General features: G+C 56.2%; 16 protein-coding genes and 1 tRNA gene. 3 read left to right on the top strand and 14 right to left on the bottom strand.

Annotation, left to right across the window (positions count from 1 at the left end):
* Window positions 1-2: 2 nt before the first annotated feature.
* Window positions 3-689, top strand: a complete 687-nt coding sequence (locus LVD14_RS09000) for a tetratricopeptide repeat protein (RefSeq protein WP_237133753.1) — start codon at window positions 3-5, stop codon at window positions 687-689.
* A gap of 39 nt (window positions 690-728) precedes the next feature.
* On the opposite strand, the gene LVD14_RS08995 is transcribed toward LVD14_RS09000, so the two are convergent.
* The 8 genes from LVD14_RS08995 to ppnN all read right to left on the bottom strand — a co-directional run bounded on the left by LVD14_RS08995 (window position 729) and on the right by ppnN (window position 8,465).
* A complete protein-coding gene (locus LVD14_RS08995; RefSeq protein WP_237133752.1) occupies window positions 729-1,169 on the bottom strand; it encodes a SufE family protein in 441 nt (146 codons plus the stop codon).
* On the bottom strand, window positions 1,169-1,702 hold the full coding sequence (gene sufT, locus LVD14_RS08990) for a putative Fe-S cluster assembly protein SufT (RefSeq protein ID WP_237133751.1): 534 nt from the start codon (window positions 1,700-1,702) through the stop codon (window positions 1,169-1,171). The genes LVD14_RS08995 and sufT overlap by 1 nt, the downstream gene beginning before the upstream one ends.
* 38 nt (window positions 1,703-1,740) lie before the next feature.
* A complete protein-coding gene (locus LVD14_RS08985; protein ID WP_237133750.1) occupies window positions 1,741-2,112 on the bottom strand; it encodes a HesB/IscA family protein in 372 nt (123 codons plus the stop codon).
* A 10-nt stretch (window positions 2,113-2,122) separates the two neighbouring features.
* Window positions 2,123-3,379: a cysteine desulfurase gene (locus LVD14_RS08980; RefSeq protein ID WP_317622709.1), complete on the bottom strand. Its 1,257-nt coding sequence runs from the start codon at window positions 3,377-3,379 to the stop codon at window positions 2,123-2,125.
* Window position 3,380: 1 nt separating this feature from the next.
* Window positions 3,381-4,694 carry a Fe-S cluster assembly protein SufD gene (gene sufD / locus LVD14_RS08975; RefSeq protein WP_237133749.1) on the bottom strand — a complete coding sequence of 438 codons (1,314 nt, stop codon included), beginning with the start codon at window positions 4,692-4,694 and terminating at the stop codon, window positions 3,381-3,383.
* A 2-nt stretch (window positions 4,695-4,696) separates the two neighbouring features.
* Window positions 4,697-5,446, bottom strand: coding sequence for a Fe-S cluster assembly ATPase SufC (sufC, locus tag LVD14_RS08970; RefSeq protein WP_237133748.1), 750 nt, complete (start codon window positions 5,444-5,446; stop codon window positions 4,697-4,699).
* Window positions 5,447-5,495: 49 nt separating this feature from the next.
* Complete coding sequence (sufB, locus tag LVD14_RS08965; RefSeq protein ID WP_237133747.1) at window positions 5,496-6,932, bottom strand: Fe-S cluster assembly protein SufB; 1,437 nt, start codon at window positions 6,930-6,932, stop codon at window positions 5,496-5,498.
* 81 nt (window positions 6,933-7,013) lie between these two features.
* A complete protein-coding gene (ppnN, locus tag LVD14_RS08960) occupies window positions 7,014-8,465 on the bottom strand; it encodes a nucleotide 5'-monophosphate nucleosidase PpnN (RefSeq protein ID WP_237133746.1) in 1,452 nt (483 codons plus the stop codon).
* A 110-nt stretch (window positions 8,466-8,575) separates the two neighbouring features.
* Between ppnN and LVD14_RS08955 the strand changes: the two genes are divergently transcribed.
* Window positions 8,576-8,941 (top strand): DUF2750 domain-containing protein, encoded by a 366-nt coding sequence (locus tag LVD14_RS08955; protein ID WP_237133745.1) that lies wholly within the window; start codon window positions 8,576-8,578, stop codon window positions 8,939-8,941.
* A gap of 15 nt (window positions 8,942-8,956) precedes the next feature.
* Here the strand turns inward: LVD14_RS08955 and LVD14_RS08950 are convergent, their stop codons facing one another.
* Window positions 8,957-9,832, bottom strand: a complete 876-nt coding sequence (locus LVD14_RS08950; RefSeq protein ID WP_237133744.1) for a 3-hydroxyacyl-CoA dehydrogenase family protein — start codon at window positions 9,830-9,832, stop codon at window positions 8,957-8,959.
* 138 nt (window positions 9,833-9,970) lie between these two features.
* Entirely contained in the window at window positions 9,971-12,334 is a 2,364-nt protein-coding gene (locus LVD14_RS08945; protein ID WP_237133743.1) for a DUF6351 family protein, read from the bottom strand.
* Between the two features lie 363 nt (window positions 12,335-12,697).
* Here LVD14_RS08945 and LVD14_RS08940 point away from each other — a divergent pair, with 363 nt between their 5' ends.
* The gene (locus LVD14_RS08940; protein ID WP_237133742.1) at window positions 12,698-13,078 is read left to right on the top strand and encodes an energy transducer TonB; all 381 of its coding nucleotides are present in this window, start codon (window positions 12,698-12,700) and stop codon (window positions 13,076-13,078) included.
* Between the two features lie 309 nt (window positions 13,079-13,387).
* On the opposite strand, the gene LVD14_RS08935 is transcribed toward LVD14_RS08940, so the two are convergent.
* The 4 genes from LVD14_RS08935 to csrA all read right to left on the bottom strand — a co-directional run bounded on the left by LVD14_RS08935 (window position 13,388) and on the right by csrA (window position 17,141).
* On the bottom strand, window positions 13,388-14,107 hold the full coding sequence (locus LVD14_RS08935) for an SDR family NAD(P)-dependent oxidoreductase (protein WP_237133741.1): 720 nt from the start codon (window positions 14,105-14,107) through the stop codon (window positions 13,388-13,390).
* 71 nt (window positions 14,108-14,178) lie between these two features.
* On the bottom strand, window positions 14,179-16,314 hold the full coding sequence (locus tag LVD14_RS08930; protein ID WP_317622708.1) for a TonB-dependent siderophore receptor: 2,136 nt from the start codon (window positions 16,312-16,314) through the stop codon (window positions 14,179-14,181).
* 473 nt (window positions 16,315-16,787) lie between these two features.
* Window positions 16,788-16,878 (bottom strand) — tRNA-Ser (locus LVD14_RS08925).
* A 59-nt stretch (window positions 16,879-16,937) separates the two neighbouring features.
* Complete coding sequence (csrA, locus tag LVD14_RS08920; protein WP_237133740.1) at window positions 16,938-17,141, bottom strand: carbon storage regulator CsrA; 204 nt, start codon at window positions 17,139-17,141, stop codon at window positions 16,938-16,940.
* Window positions 17,142-17,219 lie beyond the last annotated feature (78 nt).

Below are 17,219 nucleotides of genomic sequence, written 5' to 3'. Positions count from 1 at the left end.
TGGTGATTTTTTCCTGTCGTTTTGTCTCGTGTCTGATGCTGGCCGCAGCCCTGCTCTGGCCGGCTGCTGCGCTGCAGGCGCAGGTTCAGGTGGTGGATGAGGATACCGAGCTGCCGGACTACAGCGTCTATTACGAGGGCGTTGAGGCGCGGGATGCGGGAGACATGGCCACGGCGGTCGCGCTTTTTACCGAGGCGGCGGAGAATGGGCTGGCGATTGCGCAGCACAATCTGGGGGTGCTGTATTTCAGTGGTGAGGGTGTGCCGCAGGACTATGAGCAGGCCTTTTTGTGGACGCAGCGGGCGGCTGAGCAGGGTTATGTGCGGTCGATGGTGAATCTGGGCGTGCTGTATTACAACCAGTTGGGGGTACAGCCGTCGTGGATGAGTGTCTGGCCGCTGTCGCTGATCAATCGTGGCGCGCACTACGAACAGGCGGCGCGCTGGTACGGTGAGGCAGCGGGCTATGATGATGGCGAGGCGCAGTACTACCTGGCGACCATGTACCATCAGGGCCTCGGCGTGGACCGGGATCTGGCGCAGGCCTATATGTGGGCGCGGCTGGCACAGGATAATGAGGTGGCGCTGGCTACCCAGTTTCTGAACACGCTGGAGACTGAGATGAGTGCCGCGCAGCGTTCGCAGGGGCAGCGTGATTATGCCAACTGGGTGCTGGAGAATCGCAGCTGACGCGCGGGCCTCAGCTTATACTAAGGCCTGGACTCAGGATCAGGCTGCCTGTGAGGCGATCTGCTGGATGCGGGCCACCATGGCCTGCAGGCCACTGCCCCGTGTGGGGCTGAGGTGGCGCATCAGGTCGATGGATTCGAAGTAGGCCTGGATATTAAAGGCCAGAATCTCGTCGGCGGTTTTGCCGTTGTAGGCGGCCATGACGATGGCCAGCAGGCCTTTCACAATAAACGCGTCGCTGTCGACGTCGAAATACAGTTTGCCGTCCTGGCTGCCCTGCTGCTCCTCACGCGTGACCAGCCAGACCTGGCTCTGACAGCCGCGGATCAGGTTGTCTTCCACCTTGTGTTCGTCGGCCATGGGTGGCAGTTCGCGGCCCAGGTCGATGATGTATTTGTAGCGATCGTCCCAGCTGTCAAAAAATGCCAGGGTGTCGACGATGTCGTCGCTGGTGATGTCGACGCCGAATTGCTTAGCCATCAGAAAAACATCCCCGTTTCCAGTTGGGCTTCCTCGCTCATCATCTCGCGGCTCCAGGGCGGATCAAACACCAGATCGACGTTGACCTTTTTGACGTTGGGCACCTTGCGCACGCGGTATTCCACATCACCGACCAGCACCGGACCCATGCCGCAGCCGGGAGCCGTCAGGGTCATGTCGATATCAACGGTTTTGGCGTCCTGGTCCACGTCCACTTTATAGATCAGCCCGAGGTTCACCAGATCGACCGGGATCTCCGGATCAAACACGGTACCCAGCGCTTCCCAGACCTGCGACTCCTGAATCTGGTCGTCAGTGGCAGGCGGAAACGTCAGCGTCTCCGGCTTCAGACCGAGCGCGCCCGCATCCGTGCCATCCACCCGCAGCATCTGCCCCTGGTGCACCACTGTGTAGTTGCCACCCAGCGCCTGCGTAATGCTGACAAAACTGTCCCTGGGAATGGTGACAGGCGTCCCATCCGGCACCCGCCGCGCCGGACAATCCTGCTGCGCCACCACCATCTTGCGTTCCATATCCGATTCCTAAATCAAATAATCCAATCGAGGCTCAGTCAGTCCTTCGCAATCGAAAAACTCTCACCACAACCGCATTGGTCGACAACGTTTGGGTTCTGGAAACGAAGTTGTCTGTTTACTCCTTCCGTAACCAGATCAATCTTCGTCCCCTTAACAACCCCCAGACTGCCACTGTCAATCAGCAGCTCCAGGCCGTCTTCCAGCTGCTGGTGCAGGTCTTCGGCCTGGCCTTCCTGGACCAGGTCGACCACATACATAAAACCGGTGCAGCCGCTTTCCTTGACGCTCAGGCGCACGGCCCTGGCGTTAGTGTCTTTTTGCAGCTGCCTGCGAAAATGCGCCACCGCCGCCGGAGTGACCGACACCGGGGTGGAGGCAGCTTGCGGATCGAATGTCTCTACCGTCATTTCTGTTACCTCACGTTAATAACTGCCGCGCCTTGTCCAGGGCGGCGAATAATCTGTCTACATCGTCAAATGTATTATAAAAGCTGAAGCTGGCCCGCACCGTACCAGGTATCCCGTACTGCTGCATCAGTGGCTGCGCGCAGTGGTGGCCGGTTCGCACGGCCACACCCTGCTGGTCGAGTAGCATGCCCAGATCCGAGGGATGCACCCCTTCCAGCACAAAACTCAAGACCGCGCATTTGTCGGTGGCAGTGCCAATCAGTTTCAGACCCGGCACCTGCGTCGCTTTCTCCGTCGCGTAGGCCAGCAGCGCATGTTCATGTTCGGCAGCTGCTGCGCGATCCAGACTGTCGACGTAATCGATGGCCGCGGCCAGGCCAATGGCGCCAGCAATGTCTGGCGTGCCGGCTTCGAACTTGTAGGGCAGCTGATTATAGGTCGTGCCATCAAAGCTGACCGTTTCAATCATCTCACCACCGCCCTGATATGGCGGCATGGCGTTGAGCAGTTCTTCGCGGCCATACAACACACCGATACCGGTAGGGCCAAACAGTTTGTGGCCGGAGAACACATAAAAATCGCAGTCCATGGCCTGCACATCAACCGGCCAGTGCGCGATGGCCTGGGCACCGTCGATCAGCACCAGCGCACCGTGCTGGTGAGCCAGGCGGATGATGTCAGCAATCGGATTGATGCTGCCCAGGGCATTGGAGACCTGGTTGACCGACACCATACGCACGCGGTCATCCAGCATGTCCGTAAATGCCTGCAGATCCAGCGTGCCAGTGTCATCCACCGGAATGGCTTCAACTTGTGCACCGGTTTTTTCGGCGACCATCTGCCAGGGCACGATATTGGAGTGGTGCTCCATGGCCGAGACCAGCACGCGGTCACCCTGCTTCAGATTCGCGCCGCCCCAGCTGGAGGCGACCAGGTTGATACCTTCGGTAGTGCCGCGGGTCCACAGCACCTGTTTGGCGGCCGGGGCATTGATAAACTGTGTGACGCGCTGCCGTGCCTGTTCAAACTTGGCGGTGGCGCGATCGGCCAGCGTATGGGCACCGCGGTGCACATTGCTGTTGTCGAACTGATAATAGTGGCTGATGGCGTCGATGACGGCCTGTGGCTTTTGGGTGGTCGCGGCATTATCCAGGTAGACCAGTGGCTGGCCGTTCACCTGCTGATTCAGGATCGGAAAGTCCTGCTTGACGCGCCCGGCATCAAAGCCGTGCGCCTGCACTACTGTCTCCGCTGCCACGTCGGCCACCTTAAATCTCCTCAACAAACCGCTGTCGCAGGCGCTTCTGCAGCGCGGTACGGATACCCTCGTGCGGCAGGGTTTCCAGCACCTCATTGATGAAGCCGTAGCTGAGCATCATGCGCGCCTGGGGCAGTTCAATGCCGCGGCTTTGCAGATAGTACAGCGCCGTCTCGTCCAGCTGACTGATGGTTGCACCGTGTGCACAGCGCACATCATCGGCGTAAATTTCCAGTTCCGGCTTGGTGTCCACCTCGGCAGTATTGGAGGTGAGCAGATTGCGGTTGTTCAGTTCCGCCAGGGTTTTCTGCGCATCCTGATGGATATGGATGCGGCCATTAAACACAGCTTTGGCCTTGTCACCCACAATGCCGCGGAAGACTTCCTGGCTGGTGCAGTTGGGCACGCGATGTTCGATGGTGGTGTGGTAATCAACGTGCTGCTGATGCCGGCCCAGATACAGGCCATTGAGGTTCAGCTCGGCACCTTCGCCACAGTGGTTAATCTGGTAGTCCAGGCGCTTGAGCTCGCCGCCTTCAGCCAGTGTGAAACCATTGGCCACCGCGCTGCGCTGCAGGTTGATATGCACCGCGCCGACATGACTGCTGGCTTCGTGTTCCAGGTTAAGACGGGTATGGCTCAGTCTCGCGTTATCGCCGACGTGTATTTCAGTCAGCGTGTTCACAAAGCTGGCACTCGCATCGTCGGCGCTCAGGTAGTGCTCGATCAGATCGGCACTGGCGCCCTGCTCCAGCACTACCAGCAGTCGCTGATTGGCGACGCGCTCGGCCGCTTGCGCAGTCGACAGGTGCACCACATACAGGGGCTTTTCCAGTGTGGCATTTTTCGGCACATAGACCAGCACGCCGTCGGTCAGCCAGGCATCATTGAGAGCTGCAAACAGATTGCGACGTGACGGATCAATATCCTTGGCGATCTTGACCAGGTACTGGTCAAGCACCACACGTGCCGCCTCGTCGGCCTGACTGAACAGGCGCACACCGTCAGGCAGTTCATCCGACGCGGCACCATCAAACAGACCATCGACAAATACCAGACGTGTGGCATCCAGCTCGGGCAGCGACGCCAGCTGCTTGCCGTCGGCGGCGACATCGTCGGCCGGCCATCCGGCATTGGCAAAGGCTTCGACCGGACGCAAAGTGGTGTACTTCCACATTTCGGTCTTGCGACCGGGCCACTGAATCTGGCCGAATTCATCCAGGCCCTGCTGTCGCACCGTCTGCAGGAACGCTGGCGCACTGCGCTGCTGTGCCAGCGTCAGGGCGCGTTTCTGAAAATCGCTTGGCTGAACGGGCTGTGTCATGTTCAGGCGACCTCACCTTCCAGCCAGCCATAACCTTTGGCTTCCAGTTCTTTGGCGAGTTCTTTGTCACCGGATTTGACGATTTTGCCACCGGCAAGCACGTGCACGTGATCAGGCACGATGTAGTCCAGCAGTCGCTGGTAGTGAGTCACGACGATAAAGCTGCGCTTGCCGTCACGCATGGCGTTGACGCCATTGGCAACCACCTGCAGGGCATCAATGTCCAGACCGGAGTCGGTTTCATCCAGAATGCACAGCTGCGGTTCCAGCAGCATCATCTGCAGAATCTCGTTGCGCTTTTTCTCACCACCGGAGAAGCCTTCATTGACGCCGCGCTTCAGGAAAGCGGCATCCAGGCTGACCTTGGCGCTGGTCTCGCGCGCCAGCTTCATGAAGTCGAAGGAGGACAGCTCTTCCAGGCCCTGGTGTTTGCGCCGGGCATCCAGCGAGGCTTTGAGGAATTCCATATTGCTGACGCCGGGGATTTCCACCGGATACTGGAAGGCCAGGAACATGCCTTCACGGGCACGCTCTTCGATCTCCAGATCAAACAGGTTTTTGCCGTTGAACAGTACTTCGCCGGATTTGACCTCGTAGCCATCGCGGCCGGTCAGTACATTGCCCAGCGTACTTTTGCCTGCCCCGTTAGGGCCCATGATGGCGTGGACTTCGCCGTCGCCAATGGTCAGATTCAGGCCATTGAGAATCTGCTTGCCGTCGATTTCAGCAACCAGTTCTTTGATCTGTAACATAATGAAGTTCCGTTTGATAAAAAAAGAATCAGGTTCAGACTGCGGTGGTTTAACCGACCGAGCCTTCCAGGCTGACTTCCAGCAGCTTGCCGGCTTCCACCGCAAACTCCATGGGCAGCTCCTTGAACACCTCACGGCAGAAGCCGTTGACGATCATCGACACCGCTTTCTCCGCATCCAGGCCGCGCTGCTGACACAGGAACATCTGGTCATCACTGACCTTGGAGGTGGTCGCCTCGTGCTCGATGACGGCAGAGGCATTGCGGTTTTCGATATACGGGAAGGTGTGCGCACCGCAGCGATCACCGATCAGCAGTGAATCGCACTGGGTGAAGTTACGTGCGCCCTCGGCAGCCGGATTGATACGCACCAGCCCGCGATAGGAGCTGTTGCTGCGACCGGCCGAGATACCCTTGGCAATAATCGTCGAGCTGGTGTTCTTGCCCAGGTGAATCATCTTGGTGCCGGTATCGGCCTGCTGGAAATTATTGGTCAGCGCGACCGAGTAGAATTCGCCGACGCTGTTGTCACCCTTGAGTATGCAGCTGGGGTACTTCCAGGTGACGGCCGAACCGGTCTCGACCTGGGTCCAGGAGATACGGGCATTGGTGTGCGCGATACCGCGCTTGGTCACAAAGTTGTAGATACCACCCTTGCCTTCTTTATCGCCGGGATACCAGTTCTGCACGGTCGAGTATTTGATCTGGGCATTGTCCAGCGCCACCAGCTCAACCACAGCCGCGTGCAACTGGTTCTCGTCGCGCATTGGCGCGGTGCAACCTTCCAGGTAGCTGACGTGGGAGCCTTCATCGGCCACGATCAGGGTCCGTTCGAACTGTCCGGTGTTGAGCTCATTGATACGGAAATAGGTGGACAGCTCCATAGGGCAGCGCACGCCCTTGGGGATGTACACAAAGGAACCATCGGAGAACACCGCGGAATTGAGCGCGGCATAGTAGTTATCTTTTTGCGGGACCACAGAACCCAGGTACTTTTGAACCAGTTCTGGATACTCGCGAATTGCCTCGCTGATCGGGCAGAAAATCACGCCAGCTTCTGAGAGCTTTTTGCGGAAGGTAGTGACCACCGATACCGAGTCGAATACCGCATCCACCGCCACACCTGCCAGCGCTTCCTGCTCGTGCAGCGGGATACCCAGCTTTTTGTAGGTCTCCAGCAGCTCCGGATCCACCTCATCGAGGCTTTTCGGGCGGTTTTTCATGCTCTTGGGCGAGCTGTAGTAGGAGATCGACTGAAAATCGATCTGCGGGTAGTGCACGTGCGCCCAGGTCGGTTCGCTCATCTGCTGCCAGGCCTCGAAGGCCTTCAGGCGCCAGTCCAGCATCCACTGCGGCTCTTCTTTCTGGGCCGAGATGTGGCGGATGACGTCTTCATTCAGGCCTGGCGGCAGCGTGTCGGACTCGATTGCTGAATGAAATCCGGCAGCATAGTCCTTACGGATCAGGCTTTCGACTTGTTCACTCATGGGCAACCTCGGCTCTAACGACGATTAAAAAAGCTTTCAGGAGCCGCAAATTATCGAGTATCCGACTATTTTAGTCAACTATTAGACCGGTTCTGACTGGGCTGGCTCGGGCTCGATAGTATAACAGGGGTTGTAGCGTTCCCTGGCCAGTTTCATGCGTCCATGTGCCACAAAATCACGCAATAAACCGTCCATCGCCGCCATTATGCTGACATCGCCGCGCAGCACAAAGGGCCCTTTCTCACGCACCAGCCTTACCCCATGGTCCTTCACATTGCCGGCTACAATGCCGGAGAACGCCCGGCGCAGGTTGATGGCCAGCTCCTGCGGAGGCAGTGAACGGGTCAGGCGCAGGCTGGCCATGCTGTCATGATTGACCTCAAAGGGGTGCTTCATCTCTTCCGGGATGTGCAGCAGCCAGTTGTAGTAATAGGCGTCACGCGAGACGCGGCGGCCCTTGCCCACCTGCTGCATGCCTTCGCGCATCACATGCGCCACCTCCACCGGATCGTCCTCAATGATTCGATAGTGGCGGCGCACTTGTTCTCCCAGCGTGGCCACCAGGAACTCGTCAATGCGCTTGAAATAGCCATTGCTGCAGGCCGCTTCGGTGAAAATCAGTGGCAGTTGCTGGTCCTTGTTGGCCGGATCCATCAGTGTGCCGATCAGAAACAGAATCTCCTCCAGCGTCCCCACTCCGCCCGGGAACACGATGATGCCATGGGCCACGCGCACAAATGCCTCAAGGCGTTTTTCAATGTCCGGCAGCACAACCAGATGATTCACAATCGGGTTAGGGGACTCAGCGGCGATGATACCGGGTTCGCTGATCCCGATATAACGCCCGCCCTGGATGCGCTGCTTGGCATGCCCGATCGCGGCGCCTTTCATGGGGCCCTTCATGGCCCCTGGTCCACAGCCGGTACAGATGTCCAGATGGCGCAGGCCCAGTTCGTAACCAACCGATTTGGTGTAATCGTACTCGTCGCGGCTGATCGAATGACCGCCCCAGCACACCACCAGATTGGGCAGCATGCGTGGTTTCAGCAGACCGGCATTGCGCAGCAGCAGAAATACCAGATTATTGATGGCGGCCGGGCTGAGCGGGCCACGATGCACCAGACGAATGGCCTCGAAGCCCTCCTCGACACTGGTTTCATCCTGACGATACAGCTCACTGGCCACAAACACGATATCGCGCAGCACGGCAAACAGATGCTCACGCACGCCGCTCATGATCTTGCCATCCACAAAGGCACAGGCCGGCGCATTTTTTAACTTCAGCTTGACGCCGCGGGTACGCTGCACAATCTCGACATCAAAGTCCGGGTAGCGCGCAAACACCTCTTCGGCACTGTCGGAGCTATCGTCGCAGTTAAGCACTGCCAGTGCGCAACGGCGGAACAGCTCGTGAATTTCCCCATGCCCTACCCGGCTAAGGCGTTCCACCTCCTGCTGGGAGAGCAGCTCGAGGCTGCCCGTAGGACTGATGGCGGCATTTACGGTCTGGTAACGGCAGTTTTCCTGAGTCATGCAAGGTCATCCTTTTTGCTGCAATAATATCGGTGGATACGATATCCTGACGTGGATAGAATACGCGACTTTCTTTGACCGGTCAGCCAGCCTGCGGAGCCTCGACGCCTATGAACACCCACACCGATGATGACAGCAACATTGAGACATTCGTAGAACAGGCGCTGCAGCAGGGCCAGGTCTGGGGCCTGTATGGCGAGGATGGCTGGGCGCTGTGCGACTCCATCGAGTATGAAGATACCGATGTATTTCCGTTCTGGTCCAGCGAACAGGCCGCAGCGGCCATGTGTACGGATGAGTGGTCAGTGTATAAGCCGCGCGCCATCAGCCTGGATGATTTCCTGACCGAGTGGCTGCCGGGCATGCATGAAGACAATGCCATGGTGGGGACCGACTGGGATGCCGAGCTGACCGGTGGCGAAGTGGAACCGGCGGAACTGGCCAAAGCACTGGCGCCGTCAGACTTCGAAGCCTGACGGCGACCGCCGCACTTACTTCTTGCCGGAGTAGTCGTACCAGCCCTTGCCGGTTTTTTCGCCGTATTCGCCTTTCATGTAGTGTTCTACCAGGCGAGGGTTGGGCAAATCGGCAGGGTTGCCGGTCTCACGGAATTTTTCCATACGCATGATGTAGCTCAGATCCAGTCCGGTCAGGTCGTTCAGGCGGAACGGCCCCATCGGGTGACCAGCGCCGTAGACGCAGGCGTTATCAATATCTTCCACTTCGGCCACACCCATCTCCAGCAGCCAGCTGGCTTCGCGTGAAATCGCTGCAAAGATACGGTTGAGCAAAAAGCCATCCACTTCTTTTTTCAGCAGTACCGGCACTTTCTGGAAGACGCGGCACAGCTCCATGGTCAGATCAGCGCTTTCATCCGAGACATGTGGCCCCTTAACAACTTCCACCAGCTTCATCACCAGTGCCGGATTGAAGAAGTGCATGTTCAGCACTTTATCCTGACGCTGGGTGGCATCAGCAATTTTGGAGCTGACGATGGCAGACGAGTTGGTGGCCAGAATCGCGTGCTTGGGTGCGATGCGATCCAGGTCGGCAAAAATCTTGCGCTTCAGCGAAAGCACTTCGGTGGCTGCCTCAATGACAAAGTCGGCATCACCCGCCGCAGATTCCAGCGAGTCGACAAACTGAATATTGCCGCGCGCAGCCTGCGCCTGCTCGGTGGTCAGGCGGCCTTTCTCAACGCGGCCCGGCAGATAGGAATCAACGAAGGCATCGGCCTTTTTCAGGGTTTCCTGATTGACGTCAAAACACTTGACCTTGTATCCGCAAATGGCAGCCTGCAGGGCAATCTGATGACCCATGTTGCCGGCGCCCACTACACATATATTCTTGATGTCTTCAAAGTTCATTGTTGCGTCCTGTGTTGTGTTTTCCTGTTTTGAGAATTTACTACTGCTCTACATCAAATCGTTTGTCGACGGGTTGATACGGTGCCCGATTGTAACCGTATCACCCGCATGCAGACAAAGTGTTCCATAAACCCTGCCTTATTGTGGACGTGCACTGTCAGGCTCACTGTAATCACACACGCCCTGCGGGAATATGTTGCGCAGGCGTTGCTGTTGCGTCTGGTCCGGCTGCCAGCTGCCGTAGGTGCCATCGGCCAGCGCCTGATCAAGCGACTTCAGCTCGCATTTGAAGATACTGCCTTCAATTGGGCCACCTGCCACCATCCGTGAGGTCGAGTAAACCGGAAACTGCTGCGTACAGGCACCCTCTGGCTGCTCGTTGAGAATGCCGTTCCAGACATCGTCTCCCTGCGCGATCAGTTCGCCCTGGGTATTGAAGCAGGCATCCTGGGCGCTGTCCGGACGCGCCGCGGCGACACTGGCATCCGGATTGGCTTTGATATTGCTCACCCACTCGTGCAGCACTTCCAGCGCCTGCAGGGTCTGGTCGAAGGCAGGTTCGGGCCGTGCATCGGTGAACCAGATCAGCTGGTTGTTACTGTGGCCCATCTGGTTCTCGATGCGCTGGCGCGCAGAGAAGGACTGATGTGAGTTGTGCATATCCAGCACGTGCTCCAGATAATGCCGCCAGTCAATGATGGGAATGTTCAGCTGGCCATCAAACACCATGCCGGACTCATACAGTGCGCTGATGGCCTGCGGATCGCCACTGGTGCGCGGCGCTGGCTCACCATTGGTGGACAGGTTCATATTGCGACTGCTCCAGGGATCAAAGTTCTCCGGGGTCATTTCACCCAGAAACGGGGCGCCTTCCTGCACCATGTCAGACGGATGTTTCCAGCCGCCGACTTTTTCGTTCAGGTCGAGGAATTCTTCAGGTGTGATGGCACCTTCTGTCAGCGCCTGCAGACCGTACTGCACACCAACATTGTCCCAGGGCGTGCGCGCCCAGCCATTTTCGTCGACGCCGTAGATGTTCTTCAGATCGTCGTAGTGGGTCCACACCACGTCATCCATGATACCGGGCGGGTGCATCTTGTCCTGCTCCCGTACCCGCCCATAGTGCGGATTCATGCTCAGCGGGGTCAAGCCGCGCCAGGCAGGGATGCATTCGTTGGCACCCGGGGCGGAGGCATAACCCAGCTGACGTTTGATGTCGGCCAGCGGATCCGGCACAGCATCAGTGGAGTTGAAACCCATAAGCAGGCTGCGGTTCCCGGTGACCTGCCAGCGCGGGTTATTGCGATCAGTGACATCCATATAGTGTTCCAGCAGTTCACAGTCACCCACATGGATGGTCTGTGTGACCATGTCAGGATAGGAGTACTGGGCCACACCGGCGTCAATCAGACCAGGATGATTCTGTTGATACACATACTGCTGGATGGCACCACCTGATCCACCCACCGCGACGGTGTAATCGGGCACTCCAAAACGCTTGATAAAGTGCTCTTTGACCATCAGCGCGGTTTCGCCACCGACCTGCAGGTTGTAATGCTCACCGGTGCGATTGCCGGACGAGTAGATGACGGCGTAGCCCTGCCCCAGCGTCTCTGGCAAACGTGCACGGCTGGCACTGACGCGCCCCTGACTGTGACCGACACCCACACCACCTTCAAAGTGGTATAACAGGCGACCATTCCAGTTGGCGGGCCCAGGATCGATGACACTGCCGGTCATTGCATCTGGCTGTACCAGAGTGGCAAAGCTGTAAAGGAAGCGGTTAAGGGTGCCGCGTTCCCAGCGCACCACAAAGTCCACCTCAGTGCCGTCTGTCAGCGTGGTTGTTGCCAGGTCAGCCGGGCGCATGCCATCGGCTGGCCAGGGTTTGTAGCCGCCCTCTGTACTCATATAGTGGTATTCAACAAAGGGTTCGATCATGCAGTCCTTGCTGTATCCGATGGGCTCTGCATTCTCGGCAGTTGCGCCGGGGGCGTAAACAGGGAACCCCCACTCTTCATTGTGATCAATCAGTGGCTGCACACCCCACTCCAGCACACTGGTACAGACAAAGGGATATTGCTGCGGGCCGGAGAATATGGGACCACTGAGAGGATGGCTGGTCACCGGAATCGAGGCCAGCACCTGACCCTGGCTGTTCTGCACCGACAGCGCCTGACTCCCCTGCTCCAGCCCTGCCAGCAGCACATTAAATGAATTCCCGGCAGACATTGCGGTCTCTCTGACGGTTGCCAATGGCCGGTCATCAGCGAGGAAGGTCAGCCCCTGCAGCGAGTCAATCCCATTAATGGTCACCAGCACCGAGCTACCACTGATCTGGTCTGGTGCGCTGGAAGCAACAGCCAGGTCTACGGCTGCGCGAGCCGCGGCCAGGTCAGCCGCCGGATTGACGGAGTTGGTGTCGGTATCTGGTTCACTGCAGGCCGCCAGCGCGGCGAGCAGGCTAACGGTCAGGGCTAGCTGGGGTACCTTGCGAATCATGATCTGCCTCTTCTCTTATTGTTTTGCTGCTGTTCTGCTTTTATTGGACATCGATCGGTGTTCCGGCACTCATTGGCTGATGCGCCAATGACCTACCGCCGGACATTATCATGAATGCGTTCAGAAATGGAGTGTCACGAAAGATTCAGAAATATGACACAACATTGTCAATGCCTAATGGCAACATGCTGTCATTCGTGAAGCAAGTTGGTGCAGCCTGCATTAAAACAGCGCACCAGAAAATTGCTCGCGAATCGGCCTGTTCTGCTATGTTGTTGTTTTTATTATATATAAAAAACTGGCACAGGCTTTGCTTTATCCCAAGTGCAAGTTAATCCAACCCCAAAATTCGAGGTGAAATAAATGAGTAAGTCAGCAGTAGTAAAAATCGCAGTTCTGGCCGGTGTTATTGGCAGCGCAGTTTCTGTAAGCGCCAACGCACAGACTCCTGAAGCAATGGGCATGTACAGCAGCAAGGATCTGCGCGTTGTTGAGTCTTCACTGCCAGAGTACCCACGTCGTGCCGAACTGTCTGGCATCGAAGGCTACACCGTTGTTGAGTTCACTGTAATGCCCGACGGCAGTGTTTCTTCTCCCGCAGTGGCTGAGTCAAACTCTCGTCTGTTCACTCGCGCCGCTCTGAGCGCTATTGAATCCTGGAAGTTTGAGCCGGTAGTTGCTGACGCTGGTGAAGCTGTTCCTGTTCGTACGCTGATGAAGTTCAGCTTCGTTGGTAAGCAGTAAGTTACTGTAGTTACACGTACCTTGATTCATAGTTGAATAGTTAGACAGTACGCTTGTTGTTTCAAACCCGTAAGCAACAAGGCGTTTCACGGCCACAAGCCAGTGAAGAACAGACATAATCACAAAAAACGATATACGGGATAAAACATGAAAACAATCAAAGCAACAGGTTTGAGATGAGTCGGTCGTTTGTGAATGCAGGCGCCGACTCGCTTTCCTTTAACGCTTAATAATGAACTGAATCTCTACGACAAGAAGCCCTCCCCCATTGCCGGCCCCCTGACTAACGCATTCCCCTGATCGACTGTCCTAAGGTAGAACCTCATTACCATCCCACGCAAACACCTTGCCGCTGTCTTCAGTTTTCAGTGAACCAATGACCTGCAACAACTGACACGCTGAATATTCGGCGGTAAACAGCTTGCCCTCTGGTACGTTTTTCTGGAAAGGTTCTGACAACGGGCTATCAACAGTCCCCGGGTGCAGGGCGCAGATGATCGCTTGTTTATTGGTGCGACGCGCCTCGATGGCGACGTTTCGGATGATCATGTTCAGCGCGGCCTTTGAGGCGCGGTATGAGTACCAGCCACCTAGGTGGTTGTCGGAAATACTGCCGACACGTGCTGATAGAGCCGCGAAAACCGAAAGCTGCTTTTTGTTTAAAACGGGCACAAAATATTTGGCAATCAGCGCAGGCACGATGGTATTGGCCTGATAGATCTGCATGAATTTGTCTGCAGATAAATCACGCAGGGATTTCTCCGGCATGATGTCGTCAGTGTGCAGGATGCCTGTCGCTACGATGACGAGGTCGACGGGGGCGTTTGCAGATACCTCTGTAGCGGCATATTTCAGGGCGGCTTCGTCGAGGTAGTCGAGCTGGTGAGTGGTGACGTTTTGGGCGGCACTGTCTTCGGGCCTACGAGAGAAGGCGTGGATGGTTGCTTCGGGATAGTGTGAGGACAGCGCTCTTGTGAATTCGCTGCCGAGGGTGCCATTGGCGCCGAAGATGGTGATGTTGTTGGGCATGAGGGCCTCCGGGTATTCGTCTTTACCTTGAATACGCCGGAAGGCCCGAATCGGAGCTGTCTTGCCGTCGCTTAAAAGTTCCGAATCAAAGACACACGAGTATTCAACGGGCTGCCTACGGTAGCCTGATGAGTGCTGTGTGCATTGGGGTAGTACAGCTCATCTGTCAGGTTTTCAATATTCACCTGAATACGGAAATCCGCGGAAACATCGTAGTATGCCGCAGCATCCACTCGTGTATAGCCTGGCAGTACTGCAAAGTTGCCATTGTCGATGTAACTGTCACTCTGATGTGTCATACCCAGACCCATGCCAAACTGTTCGGTCAACTGATAAGTGTTCCAGAGTGAGAACATATGTTCCGGCAGCTCCCGCGGACGCAAGCCGGTCGGGCCTGAGCGGTCCACCTGCTCCCCATCCAGATTGCTGTACCCGGCAGACAGATACCAGCGGTCATTTACCTGGCCAAGCAGTTGCAGTTCGAAGCCACTGATCTCAGAGTCGATAACATCGAGTGTTTCCGGATTATTATCGGCCACCTGAGGCGAGCTCTGTTCGATTTCGAAGACCGCTGCGGTCAGGCTGAGACCTCTGCCGAAGTCCCATTTCAGACCCGCTTCCTGATTACTGAATGTATCCGGATCCAGCTGACCGCTGCTGCCGCTGATATTCGCGAATTGCTCGCCGCTGCGTGGCAGAAACGATTCGCTGTAGCTGGCATACAGGGAAATATTCTCCAGCGGTTTGAACACCAGGCCGGCCCGCGGTGAAACTTCCTCATCCTGGCGGGTACGCACCTGGTTGGCCGGGACATCAAAAACCTCGATGTCGAAGCTGTCAAAACGCGCACCAATTACAACATCCAACATCTCTGACAGCTCAATCTCGTCCTGAATGTAGATTGAACGAACATCAATGCCTACCCGTGTATCGTCATTCAGATCCGATGCGAAAGAATTGACGGTCCTGGCACCCGCAGCATTGACGCCGACACCGTTGTTCAGACTAAGGGGTCGGGTCACCGCAAACACTTCGTTATCATCGTTGGTAGTGCTCCAAAGCGCATTGAAGCGGTACTGATCCGAAGAAGTATCGATGTATTCACCGCCTGCGATAATGGTATGACCAATGCCACCGATACTGGATTCCCAGATAAAGTTACCGGAAAGGATCATATTTTCGCGCAGGGTTTCATCTGCGTAGCCATCAAGCGTCACTTCCAGGGGCGCTACGGCCTGGTTGTATCCTGAGACATAAAAGTTCTGGTAGAACTTGTCGTAGTCACCATAAAAAGCACTGAAATTAGCCTTCAGGTTTTCAGAGAACCGATGTTGCAGAGCGCCTCGGAACAGATGTGCCTGAAGATCAGAAGTATTCAATTCCGGATCCGCGAACACAATGTCCTCAAACGCATCCATCGGACGACCGTCACTGCCAGTGGGGACACCGCGATCAATAAACCGCTGGTGATCGACGTACTCATAGGACAGATCCAGGGTAGTGTCCGGACTCAGAGCAATCCTGGCGGTCGGGTTGAGGCCAATGCGCTCGCCGTCAAAAAAGTCGCGATGGCTGTCCAGGCTTTCATAGAAGGCATTAACGCGAACAGCGGAGTTGTCGCCAGTCGCAAAATTGCTGTCGAGCTGAAGATCAAAGCCGCCAAAGGAATTCATGCCGGCCTGAGCGCTGGTGAATGCCTCACCGATAACACCCTTCTTGGTGACCCGGTTGAGAATACCACCGGTACCCCCGCGACCGAACAGCAGCGCGTTAGGACCGCGCAGGATTTCGACCTGCTGCAGATTGTAGAGAGGCCGGTAATACTGCACATCATCCCGGGCGCCGTCGATGAAGAAGTCCGCAGTAGACCGCACACCACGGAACACCACCGAGTCTCGATGGCCTTCACCCTGGGAGGTGTTTACTCCTGGCGTGTAATCGACAATGCCACCGATGCTGGTAATACCCTGCTGGGTAATCTGTTCGGCCGTGACAATTGACAGACTTTGCGGCACATCAATGATTGGGGTTGGTGTGCGCAGCGCATTGACCTGGTCCTGGCTCAGATAGCGGCCTGTTATCACCAGTTCTTCAACCACGCCTCCCTCGGCACCCTGCGCAAGCGCTGGCGCTGATAGTATGGACAGGGTAAGCGGCGTAGCGCCGAACAAAATGCCAAGAGCACGAGAGGTATGTCGATCGATCACGTAAAAATCTCCAGAAATGGGTGTTACTCAAATTTGGGAACGGTGATGATACTAAGAATAGTAATGATTATCAATTGTGATATCGAAAATTGTAGAACAGTGATTACAGATAAGTGTGAGACCGGGAACGGTATGTTAGAAAACGGCCAGAGGTTTGGTTCGGGGTAACGCTGGAGTGACGAGAGAGGGATTGATTGGCTCTAGTGCAGGGTTGACGAGAGAGGGATTGATTGGCGTTAGTGCAGGATTGACGAGAGAGGGATTGATTGGCGTTAGTGCAGGTTTGACGAGAGAGGGATTGATTGAACAGCCTTGGGGGCTGTTCAACCCTTCGGGCTTCGCGCTGACGCGCTCGTCTTGGATTGCTTCGCAATCCATCGAACCCTCTGATTGGGTTCGCATCCCTCTCCGTGTTCAGGTCGCAGGACTCTGTTCAGTGGGAGTGCCGCGAACGGCTGCAGATAAATAGCGTATGGCGGAGAGAGAGGGATTCGAACCCTCGATAGGGGATTAACCTATACGCCCTTAGCAGGGGCGCGCCTTCAGCCACTCGGCCATCTCTCCAAAACGGGCGCCATCATAGCATAACTTTGGAGAAATGGCAGGCTTGAATGCCAAGAAATTCACTGATCGGAATGGTTGCCTGTATCAGTGCCGCCATCCTTTTCTTTTTGGATACGTTGATATATTTCTTCGCGATGTACTGCAACGTCCTTTGGGGCATTGACGCCGATTCGTACCTGATTGCCTTTTACACCGAGGACGGTGACTGTTACATCATCGCCTACCATCAGAGTCTCACCAATCCGGCGAGTTAAGATCAACATGATGTATCTCCTTTCCCATTCATGAAATCCATGCAACATCCCTTTCAGCGGCCTGAAAAGTATTCACGGAATTGTTCC

This window comes from Pseudohongiella sp. O18 (assembly GCF_021729085.1).
Classification (GTDB): Bacteria; Pseudomonadota; Gammaproteobacteria; order Pseudomonadales; family Pseudohongiellaceae; genus Pseudohongiella.
Note: the sequence above shows the minus strand (reverse complement) of the source record. Positions and strands in the feature narration are given on the sequence as shown.

Excerpts from the sequence above, each read along its gene's own strand:
- LVD14_RS08995 (WP_237133752.1), bottom strand. The coding sequence starts at position 1,169 with ATGGCTAAGCAATTCGGCGTCGACATCACCAGCGACGACATCGTCGAC.
- sufT (WP_237133751.1), bottom strand. The coding sequence starts at position 1,702 with ATGGAACGCAAGATGGTGGTGGCGCAGCAGGATTGTCCGGCGCGGCGG.
- LVD14_RS08985 (WP_237133750.1), bottom strand. The coding sequence starts at position 2,112 with ATGACGGTAGAGACATTCGATCCGCAAGCTGCCTCCACCCCGGTGTCG.
- sufD (WP_237133749.1), bottom strand. The coding sequence starts at position 4,694 with ATGACACAGCCCGTTCAGCCAAGCGATTTTCAGAAACGCGCCCTGACG.
- sufC (WP_237133748.1), bottom strand. The coding sequence starts at position 5,446 with ATGTTACAGATCAAAGAACTGGTTGCTGAAATCGACGGCAAGCAGATT.
- sufB (WP_237133747.1), bottom strand. The coding sequence starts at position 6,932 with ATGAGTGAACAAGTCGAAAGCCTGATCCGTAAGGACTATGCTGCCGGA.
- ppnN (WP_237133746.1), bottom strand. The coding sequence starts at position 8,465 with ATGACTCAGGAAAACTGCCGTTACCAGACCGTAAATGCCGCCATCAGT.
- LVD14_RS08955 (WP_237133745.1), top strand. The coding sequence starts at position 8,576 with ATGAACACCCACACCGATGATGACAGCAACATTGAGACATTCGTAGAA.
- LVD14_RS08950 (WP_237133744.1), bottom strand. The coding sequence starts at position 9,832 with ATGAACTTTGAAGACATCAAGAATATATGTGTAGTGGGCGCCGGCAAC.
- LVD14_RS08945 (WP_237133743.1), bottom strand. The coding sequence starts at position 12,334 with ATGATTCGCAAGGTACCCCAGCTAGCCCTGACCGTTAGCCTGCTCGCC.
- LVD14_RS08940 (WP_237133742.1), top strand. The coding sequence starts at position 12,698 with ATGAGTAAGTCAGCAGTAGTAAAAATCGCAGTTCTGGCCGGTGTTATT.
- LVD14_RS08935 (WP_237133741.1), bottom strand. The coding sequence starts at position 14,107 with ATGCCCAACAACATCACCATCTTCGGCGCCAATGGCACCCTCGGCAGC.
- csrA (WP_237133740.1), bottom strand. The coding sequence starts at position 17,141 with ATGTTGATCTTAACTCGCCGGATTGGTGAGACTCTGATGGTAGGCGAT.